At 53.5% G+C, this 6,037-nt stretch carries 3 protein-coding genes, 3 tRNA genes and 3 rRNA genes (1 of these 9 running past the window's edge); 6 read left to right on the top strand and 3 right to left on the bottom strand.

Translation table 11 applies throughout. The features are described 5' to 3' along the window. The 6 genes from AC0V6N_RS11000 to AC0V6N_RS10975 all read left to right on the top strand — a co-directional run. Positions 1-142 (top strand): 16S ribosomal RNA (locus tag AC0V6N_RS11000) (it extends 1,344 nt beyond the left edge of the window). A 175-nt stretch (positions 143-317) separates the two neighbouring features. After that, positions 318-394 (top strand) — tRNA-Ile (locus AC0V6N_RS10995). 12 nt (positions 395-406) lie between these two features. After that, positions 407-482, top strand: a tRNA-Ala gene (locus AC0V6N_RS10990). A 271-nt stretch (positions 483-753) separates the two neighbouring features. Next, positions 754-3,543, top strand: a 23S ribosomal RNA gene (locus AC0V6N_RS10985). 141 nt (positions 3,544-3,684) lie between these two features. After that, a 5S ribosomal RNA gene (gene rrf, locus AC0V6N_RS10980) occupies positions 3,685-3,799 on the top strand. The 16S, 23S and 5S rRNA genes sit together here with 3 tRNA genes alongside, the layout of an rRNA operon. Before the next feature lie 116 nt (positions 3,800-3,915). Next, a tRNA-Met gene (locus AC0V6N_RS10975) sits at positions 3,916-3,992 on the top strand. A 374-nt stretch (positions 3,993-4,366) separates the two neighbouring features. Here AC0V6N_RS10975 and gmk read toward each other — a convergent pair. Genes gmk through AC0V6N_RS10960 form a run of 3 tightly spaced genes read right to left on the bottom strand, consistent with a single transcriptional unit; the run spans position 4,367 to position 5,973 of the window. After that, on the bottom strand, positions 4,367-5,023 hold the full coding sequence (gene gmk / locus AC0V6N_RS10970) for a guanylate kinase (protein ID WP_486171593.1): 657 nt from the start codon (positions 5,021-5,023) through the stop codon (positions 4,367-4,369). A 51-nt stretch (positions 5,024-5,074) separates the two neighbouring features. Next, positions 5,075-5,455: a hypothetical protein gene (locus tag AC0V6N_RS10965; RefSeq protein ID WP_486171592.1), complete on the bottom strand. Its 381-nt coding sequence runs from the start codon at positions 5,453-5,455 to the stop codon at positions 5,075-5,077. Between the two features lie 20 nt (positions 5,456-5,475). Then, positions 5,476-5,973, bottom strand: coding sequence for an SspB family protein (locus AC0V6N_RS10960; RefSeq protein WP_486171591.1), 498 nt, complete (start codon positions 5,971-5,973; stop codon positions 5,476-5,478). Positions 5,974-6,037 lie beyond the last annotated feature (64 nt).

Below are 6,037 nucleotides of genomic sequence, written 5' to 3'. Positions count from 1 at the left end.
CCCGTCACACCATGGGAGTTGGTTTCACCCGAAGATAGTGCGCTAACCTTTTAGGAGGCAGCTAGCCACGGTGGGATCAGCGACTGGGGTGAAGTCGTAACAAGGTAGCCGTAGGGGAACCTGCGGCTGGATCACCTCCTTTCTAAGGATATTTACGAAAGCGCCTGACCTTGCGTCGGGAAGAGCTTCGTGACTTCCAAAGAACATTGCCGTCGTCCTCATGTCCTTTCATCAATCGGAAACAACGCTTCAGGGTGTTGTTATCCTGAGTTGGCTCACGCCCCTCGCGGCCTATTAGGCCAGCGCAGGACAGGTGTGGGCCTGTAGCTCAGTTGGTTAGAGCGCACCCCTGATAAGGGTGAGGTCAGAAGTTCAAATCTTCTCAGGCCCACCATTTTACCTATAAGGGGCCTTAGCTCAGCTGGGAGAGCACCTGCTTTGCAAGCAGGGGGTCATCGGTTCGATCCCGATAGGCTCCACCAGGTATTTTGTTCCGATTGTTTGAAAAGAAAGAGATCCGGTTTCGACCGGTCAGGCGGATTGTCCGCCGACATTTGACATTGTGAATGGGTTTTTAAATCGATGCCGTGGCGGTATCGTCGCACAGGTTCTGACCTTAGGGTTGGAGATCTGAACGCGATCGATATCATCACAAAATCAATCAAATTGATTATCTGGCTGAGATAATTCCTCCATATCATCGTGAAGACGAACAGGACTTTATGCAGACCTGTCGTTGATGGTGTGGATTCTCAAGCGTGAGGTAAGAGCATTTGGTGGATGCCTTGGCATGTACAGGCGAAGAAGGACGTGGCACGCTGCGATAAGCGTCGGGGAGATGTGAGCAATCTTTGATCCGGCGATTTCCGAATGGGGAAACCCACCTTCACCATTTCTTTCATTCTTCCTTCGGGGAGGTTGAGAGAGGTGGATAAGGTATCACCTTAGTGAATATATAGCTTTGGTGAAGCAAACCCGGGGAACTGAAACATCTCAGTACCCGGAGGAAAAGACATCAACCGAGATTCCCGTAGTAGTGGCGAGCGAACCGGGACCAGGCCAGTGCCTTTTCTATTATTAGCAAAACTCTCTGGAAAGTGAGACCATAGTGGGTGACAGTCCCGTATGCGAAAAGACTAGAAAAGGACTTGAGTAGGGCGGAACACGTGAAATTCTGTCTGAACATGGGGGGACCACCCTCCAAGCCTAAATACTCGTACATGACCGATAGCGAACACAGTACCGTGAGGGAAAGGTGAAAAGCACCCCGATTAGGGGAGTGAAACAGTACCTGAAACCGGATGCTTACAAGCAGTTGGAGCCCCATAGGGGGTGACAGCGTACCTCTTGCATAATGGGTCAGTGACTTAATCTAGCATGCGAGCTTAAGCCGTTAGGTGTAGGCGAAGCGAAAGCGAGTCTGAATAGGGCGACTGAGTATGTTGGATTAGACCCGAACCCCGGCGATCTAGGCATGAGCAGGTTGAAGGTGCGGTAACACGCACTGGAGGACCGAACCGTTGCATGTTGAAAAATGCTCGGATGACTTGTGTTTAGGGGTGAAAGGCCAATCAAGCCGGGAAATAGCTGGTTCTCCGCGAAATCTATTGAGGTAGAGCGTCAGATGTATGCCATTGGGGGTAGAGCACTGGATGGGCTAGGGCTGCGCGAGCGGTACCAAACCTAACCAAACTCCGAATACCAATGAGTCTTGTCTGGCAGACAGACGGCGGGTGCTAAGGTCCGTCGTCAAAAGGGAAACAGCCCTAACCTACAGCTAAGGTCCCCAAGTCATATCTAAGTGGGAAAGCATGTGGGAATCCCAAAACAACCAGGAGGTTGGCTTAGAAGCAGCCATCCTTTAAAGAAAGCGTAACAGCTCACTGGTCTAAATAAGGGTTCCTGCGGCGAAGATGTAACGGGGCTAAAGATATGCACCGAAGCTTAGGGTTCATAGTTTACTATGAGCGGTAGCGGAGCGTTCCGTAAGTGGTTGAAGCCGAAGGGTAACCGACGGTGGACATATCGGAAGTGCGAATGCTGACATGAGTAGCGATAAAGAGGGTGAGATGCCCTCTCGCCGAAAGACCAAGGGTTCCTGCTCAACGCTAATCGGAGCAGGGTAAGCCGGCCCCTAAGACGAGCCCGAAGGGGGTAGTCGATGGGAACCACGTTAATATTCGTGGGCCTGAAGATGTGTGACGGATGATGGAAGTAGTGTGTCCTTATTGGATTGGGCATGCTGCCAAGTTGTTCCTGGAAATAGCCTCTTCATATAGACCGTACCCGAAACCGACACAGGTGGTCAGGTAGAGTATACCAAGGCGCTTGAGAGAAGTATCCTGAAGGAACTCGGCAAATTGCCTCCGTACCTTCGGAAGAAGGAGGCCCTGATTCGAGGCAACTCTTATCAGGGGGCACAGGCCAGGGGGTAGCGACTGTTTATCAAAAACACAGGACTCTGCTAAGTCGGCTTCAAGACGACGTATAGGGTCTGACGCCTGCCCGGTGCTTGAAGGTTAAGAGGAGGAGTGCAAGCTCCGAATTGAAGCCCAAGTAAACGGCGGCCGTAACTATAACGGTCCTAAGGTAGCGAAATTCCTTGTCGGGTAAGTTCCGACCTGCACGAATGGCGTAACGACTTCCCCACTGTCTCCAGGATATGCTCAGCGAAATTGAATTCTCCGTGAAGATGCGGAGTACCCGCGGTTAGACGGAAAGACCCCGTGCACCTTTACTGCAGCTTCAGAGTGGCATTAGGAAAGAGTTGTGTAGCATAGGTGGGAGGCTTTGAAACTTGGGCGCCAGTCCAAGTGGAGCCATAGGTGAAATACCACCCTGCTGTTTTCTGATGTCTAACTAACTACCGTTATCCGGTAGTAGGACCCTCTGTGGCGGGTAGTTTGACTGGGGCGGTCGCCTCCTAAAGAGTAACGGAGGCGCGCGATGGTAGGCTCAGGCCGGTTGGAAACCGGCTGCGAGAGTGCAATGGCATAAGCCTGCCTGACTGCGAGACTGACGAGTCGAGCAGAGACGAAAGTCGGTCATAGTGATCCGGTGGTCCCTCGTGGAAGGGCCATCGCTCAACGGATAAAAGGTACGCCGGGGATAACAGGCTGATGATTCCCAAGAGCTCATATCGACGGAATCGTTTGGCACCTCGATGTCGGCTCATCACATCCTGGGGCTGGAGCAGGTCCCAAGGGTTTGGCTGTTCGCCAATTAAAGTGGTACGTGAGCTGGGTTCAGAACGTCGCGAGACAGTTTGGTCCCTATCTGCCGTGGGCGTCGATACTTGATAGGAGTTGCCCCTAGTACGAGAGGACCGGGGTGAACATACCTCTGGTGTACCAGTCATGCCGCCAGGCGTGCCGCTGGGTAGCTATGTATGGACGGGATAACCGCTGAAAGCATCTAAGCGGGAAGCCTCCCTAAAGATAAGGTATCTTCGAACCGTCATAGACCATGACGTTGATAGGCTGGGTGTGGAAGCGCAGTAATGCGTGAAGCTAACCAGTCCTAATAGTTCTGATCGCGCTTGAGAGTTCGCACTGTCAATGACAGGCCTGAATTGGTCCGTCTGACGGAGGAGTTCTCCAGCCAGATACGCCCTTTGCAACAACGCAAATCCACTCTCTTGTAGAGTGTGCATCGATTTAAAACCCGCATCCACAAGCTTCATTGCTTGGTGGTCATAGCGTCTGTGACCCACCCGATCCCATCTCGAACTCGGCCGTGAAACCAGATAGCGCCGATGGTACTATGTCTTAAGGCATGGAAGAGTAGGTCGCCGCCAGGCATTGCAGCTTGTGGTATGTGAGTAGAAACCCATTCATAGTCAAAGGGCTGGCCTTTCTTAAGGTTAGCCCTTTTGGCGTCTTTAGCGGCGACGCTCAAAGACGCGCAGCTAGGTGGCGCGGGATGGAGCAGTCCGGTAGCTCGTCAGGCTCATAACCTGAAGGTCGTTGGTTCAAATCCAACTCCCGCAACCAGCATCACGTTGAAAACCCAATACAAAAAGGCCTCGCTGTTACCAGCGGGGCCTTTTGTCGTTTGAACTGCAAGCATATAGGAGGCAAAGGTCATCGAAGTTTCCGGCATCGTTGCTCAAAGCACTGCTGTTATTGGCTTTTAGCCTGAAATGCAGCCGCTATTGTCGGCCCAGAACTTCGCCTCGAAGGCGCCCAAACCCGACAATGCTGGATTGTCCCGTTAGGTTGGAGCTCGACCGCGCCTATGAGGACTGCCACTTTCAAGTTCTGAAAGAATCCATTGAGTCTCCACGTCGCATCGGGGCTCAAGCTTCTGGCCTCATTATAGAGCTGCGATCAGCTTAGGTCTCGCTCACCGGACGCAGCTGGTCACATTACCCCATCAATTCGCGCACAAATGGGATCATACCGGTCTGGCGTTTTCTCAGCATCCGCTCGGCGTGCAGGATCTCGCGCACTTTTTCGAAGCATTCTTCAATATCGTCATTGATGACGACATATTTGTATTCGGCCCAGTGGCTGATTTCTGCGCGCGCGCGCTCCATGCGGCCGTCGATCACTTCCGCGGAATCCTGACCTCGACCTTCAAGCCGACTGCGCAATTCGTCTAAGCTGGGAGGCAGCACAAAAACGGTGACGACGTCCTGATCGTCCTTTTGCTTAAGCTGTTGTGTGCCCTGCCAATCAATGTCGAAAAGGAAATCTTGGCCGTCTTTCAGCGCCTCGCGGATCGCGCCTTTGGGCGTGCCGTAACGGTGGTCAAAGACATGCGCCCATTCATAGAAATCGTCTTCGTCGACCATGCGATCAAAGTCAGCTTCGGAGACAAAGTGATAGTCCACCCCATCAACCTCTCCGGGGCGGGGCGGGCGCGTTGTGGCCGAGACCGAGAGCCTTATTTCCTCATCCGCTTCAAGCAGTTTGCGCGACAGAGTGGTCTTGCCCGCGCCTGATGGCGAGGAGAGGATAAACAGCAAACCCCTGCGGTGGAGCTTATCTTGTTCGGTGCTAGTGTCTGTTGGTTGGCCCATTCAGGTGCGATGGCGCAGGTCTGGGGGCGAAATCAAGGGTAACCGGCGTTGTTATGAGGCTTTGTCGCCTGAAGTCTTTGACGCGGCCAGCCGTTTTTGGCGCGATTTGCCCCGGTCATATAGCGTTTTGAGCGCAAGACCGCCTGCCACCAGAGCGAGCCCGCCTTTCGATCGCATCGCCAGCTTGCTCGCGCCGTAAAGCGCCAAGGTGCGGATCATGGTGTGCCCGTCGAGCACATCATTAGCCTCTTCATCGCTGTCCGCGCTGGCTTTCACTACGCGCTTTTCAACATCCTTGCGCAGCAGTGACGACGCGCCGCGAACGACGATATCGGCGATCAATAGATTTGTGGTCGGATTGGTGCTGGGCAGCGGCAGAGAGGAGGATTTGGCCTCTTGCGTTTCTGGAGTGTCCTCAGATGTCTCTGCCATATTGCGCTGGCCCGCTGACCTTACTTCTTGCGGCCAAAATCAATGCTGACGACGTTGGAGCCATCTTCCTGTTCGACCTCAACAGGTTTGGTCTGCGCCTCAGCATCATTTGTCGCATCGTCATGCTCTTCCGGGGCAAGTTCCCCTGCGGCCTGAAATTGCAGCCCGAAATCCACCGCTGGGTCAACGAAGGCCGTGATCGCGGCATAGGGTACGTCGAGCTTTGCGGGGATTTGATTGAAGGAAAGGCCCACGGAAAAGCCCTCTTCTGTCACATCCAAATCCCAGAACTTGTTCTGCAGGACGATCGTCATTTCGTCGGGAAAACGCTCTTTCAGATGGGCAGGAATCGAAACGCCCGCTGCGTTCGTCTTGAACGTGATGTAGAAATGGTGCGTACCGGGAAGCTCGCTGCCCCCGCGCTCAATTTCTCCGAGCACACGTCCAACCACAGCGCGCAGCGCCTCTTGAACGATCTCATCATACGGGATCAGGCTATCGGGTGTGTCTTCGGTCATTTCATGCGTTGAATCGGTTAGATAGTCGCGCGGGTCAAGCCTTTCGTGATGTAGCGCGGTCGAT

This window comes from Erythrobacter sp. S57(2025) (assembly GCF_057365055.1).
The sequence above is the reverse complement of the archived record's forward strand: the minus strand, read 5'-3'. Positions and strand labels throughout refer to the sequence as shown.